We start from the raw sequence: 2,894 nt of genomic DNA, 5'->3' as shown, positions 1-2,894 counted from the left end.
ACTGGAGCAAGGCCCTGCCTCAGCCGGTTTCTTTCTAGCGCGATGGATGGGCGAAACTCGCGGCCCGCYGAACGACCGCACAGGCCAGCCATGAAACTCTCCGTCCGCCACCTCGCCACGGCCATGTTCCTCGCCATCGCCCTGCCCGTTTCGGCCGCCGATGCACCACCCGACGTGGCCATCTTCGTCGCACGGCTCGACGTCGCCACGGGCAAGGTCAGCGACACCCGCAACATCACGCCCGGCAAGGGCAACAACTTCCAGCCGGCCTTCACCCACGACGGCGCGGCCGTCGTCTACACCTCGGGCCGCACCGGTTCAAACAACATCTACCGCCACGACCTTGCCAAGGGCACGACCGTGGCCGTCACCACGACGACCGAGAACCTCTACTCGCCGACGCCGCTGGCCGACGGCAGCGGCTTCTCGGCCATCCGCGTCATCACCGCGGACCCGGCCTACGGCATCGAGATGAACGAGCCCTCACTCTGGCTCTTCGGCTGGGACGGCAAGCCCGTCGCGCCGGTCGTACCGACCAAGCGCATCGGCTACCACGCCTGGGTCAACCCCGACCAGTTGGCCGCCTTCATCGTCGACGACGTGCCGGAGCGCAACAACCACCGGGCTGTGCTCATCAGCCGCACCACCGGCCAGCAGACGCTGCTGACCGCCAAGCCCGGCCGGTCGCTGGGCCGCACGGCCGACGGCAAGCGCGCCCTCTTCGTCGACCAGACCGACCCGGCCCACTGGCGCATCTGTGCGATGGGCGCAGCTGACAAGTCGCCGCAGGTGCTGGTGGAGACGCCCGTCGGCCCGGAGGGCGAAAAAGACGCCAACCGCAGCCAGTACTTCGTGGCCCTGCCCGATGGCTCGATGCTGATGGCGCGCGGCAATCTGCTGCTGCGCTGGGATGGCAAGCTGGGCGGCAGCTTCCAGGCCTTTGCCGAACTCGCCGACCTGGGCGGCGCCATCCGCAACATCGCCGCCAGCCCGGACGGCAAGCGGCTGGCCTTCTCGGTGCTGCTCAAGCCGTGACCGAGCAGCAGCCCACCGCTCGCGCTTCACTGGCCGAGCTGCTGCTGCTCGCCAGCGTCTTCGTCATCGCCGCCTGCGGCCTGGTCTACGAGCTGGCGGCCGGCGCGCTGGCCAGCTATCTGCTTGGCGACTCGGTGCTGCAGTTCTCCACCGTCATCGGCGTCTATCTCTTCGCCATGGGCCTGGGCTCCTGGCTGTCGCGCTTCGTGGAGCGCCAGCTCGTCGGCGTCTTCCTGCAGGTGGAGCTGCTCGTGGGCGTCATCGGCGGCCTGATGCCGGCGGGCCTGTTCGCCGTGCACAGCCTGCTGCCGCCGGGTGAAGGTGCGGCCTTCAAGACCCTGCTCTACGCGCTGGTGCTGCTCGTCGGCGCCCTGGTCGGGCTGGAGATCCCGCTCGTCATGCGCATCCTGAAGCGCCACTTCAGCGCGCGCTACGGCCTGAAAGACCTGGTCTCGCAGGTGCTGACCTTCGACTACCTCGGCGCCCTGCTGGTCGCGCTGGCTTTCCCGCTGGTGCTGGTGCCTCAGCTCGGCCTGGTGCGCACGGGCATCGCCTTCGGCCTGCTGAACGTGGCCGTCGCGGTCTGGGCACTGTGGATCTTTCGCGCCGAGCTGCGCGCGCGCCGCAGCCAGGCCATCGCCTGCGGGCTGTCGGCCGTGCTGCTGCTGGCCGCCCTGCTCGGCGCCGATGCGCTGACGCGCTGGTCCGAGGAACGCTTCTACGGCGAGCACATCGTCTTCAAGCAGAGCAGCGCCTACCAGCGCATCGTCGTCACCGATGGTGGCGGCGGCACGCGGCTGTTCCTGAACGGCAATCTGCAATTCCACTCGCGCGACGAGTACCGCTATCACGAGGCTCTGGTGCACCCGGCCATGGCGGCCCAGGGGGCGCCGAAGCGCGTGCTCGTGCTGGGTGGCGGCGACGGCATGGCCGTGCGCGAAATCCTCAAGTACCCGAGCGTCGAGCAGGTGACGCTGGTGGAGCTGGACCCATTGATGACCGGCCTGTTCACGTCTACGCCGAAGCTCGCGGCGCTCAACGGCCATTCGCTGTCGTCGCCCAAGCTGCGCATCGTCAATGCCGATGCCTTCGGCTGGCTGGAGCAGCATGCCGAGGTCTTCGACGTCATCGTCATCGACTTCCCCGACCCGTCCAATTTCGCCCTCGGCAAGCTCTACACGGCCAGCTTCTACGAACTCGTCGACCAGCACCTCAGCGCCGCCGGTTACGCCGTCGTGCAGACCACCTCGCCGCTGATCGCCCGACGCAGCTTCTGGACTGTCGTCACGACGCTGGAATCCGTCGGCCTGACGGCCACGCCCTATCACGCCCATGTGCCGAGCTTTGGCGAATGGGGCTTCGTGATGGCCTCGCGGCGGCCCTTCCGGCAGCCAGCGGCCGTCCCGCCCGGCCTGCGCTTCCTCAGCCCGCAGAGCCTGCCCGCCCTCCTCGACTTTCCGCCCGACATGGCGCGGGTACCGACCGAGGTGAATCGCCTCAGCAACCAGGTGCTGGTGCAAGAGTTTGAAACCGAGTGGGGCCAGGTTCACTAGGCGCGCCTTTTGCCGGAAGATCGGATCGCCGGCAAAAGACGCTGGCGCAGGAGCCACCCATGCAGACTGCCACCCTGAAGCCCGAAGCCCTGGCCCAGGTCGACCTGCCGTCGACGCCGCCCGGCACCGATGCCAGGAATATTGACAGCATCTATGACAACCTCGTCCACGGCGTCGGCCACGAGCATGTGACCGAAGCCAATGTCGAGGCGCTGATGCAGCGCGCCGCGGCCGACCACCACCCGGACTTGGCCGAAGAGCTGCGCGAATGTCGCTCAAACAGTGATGGCGACGATGTGAAGCCCG

General features: G+C 68.1%; 3 protein-coding genes. All 3 read left to right on the top strand.

Translation table 11 applies throughout. The features are described from left to right. The first annotated feature begins 90 nt into the window (after window positions 1–90). Complete coding sequence (locus tag AC1DU6_RS25770) at window positions 91–1,035, top strand: TolB family protein (RefSeq protein WP_477860588.1); 945 nt, start codon at window positions 91–93, stop codon at window positions 1,033–1,035. Continuing rightward, a complete protein-coding gene (locus tag AC1DU6_RS25765; RefSeq protein ID WP_477860586.1) occupies window positions 1,032–2,588 on the top strand; it encodes a polyamine aminopropyltransferase in 1,557 nt (518 codons plus the stop codon). Before AC1DU6_RS25770 ends, AC1DU6_RS25765 begins: the two co-directional genes overlap by 4 nt. Before the next feature lie 59 nt (window positions 2,589–2,647). Then, window positions 2,648–2,894: hypothetical protein (locus AC1DU6_RS25760; protein WP_477860584.1), on the top strand; the 247-nt coding region annotated here is incomplete at its 3' end.

The sequence above is a fragment of the Roseateles sp. P5_B10 genome, assembly GCF_056400485.1.
Note: the sequence above shows the minus strand (reverse complement) of the source record. Positions and strands in the feature narration are given on the sequence as shown.

Excerpts from the sequence above, each read along its gene's own strand:
- AC1DU6_RS25770 (WP_477860588.1), top strand. The coding sequence starts at position 91 with ATGAAACTCTCCGTCCGCCACCTCGCCACGGCCATGTTCCTCGCCATC.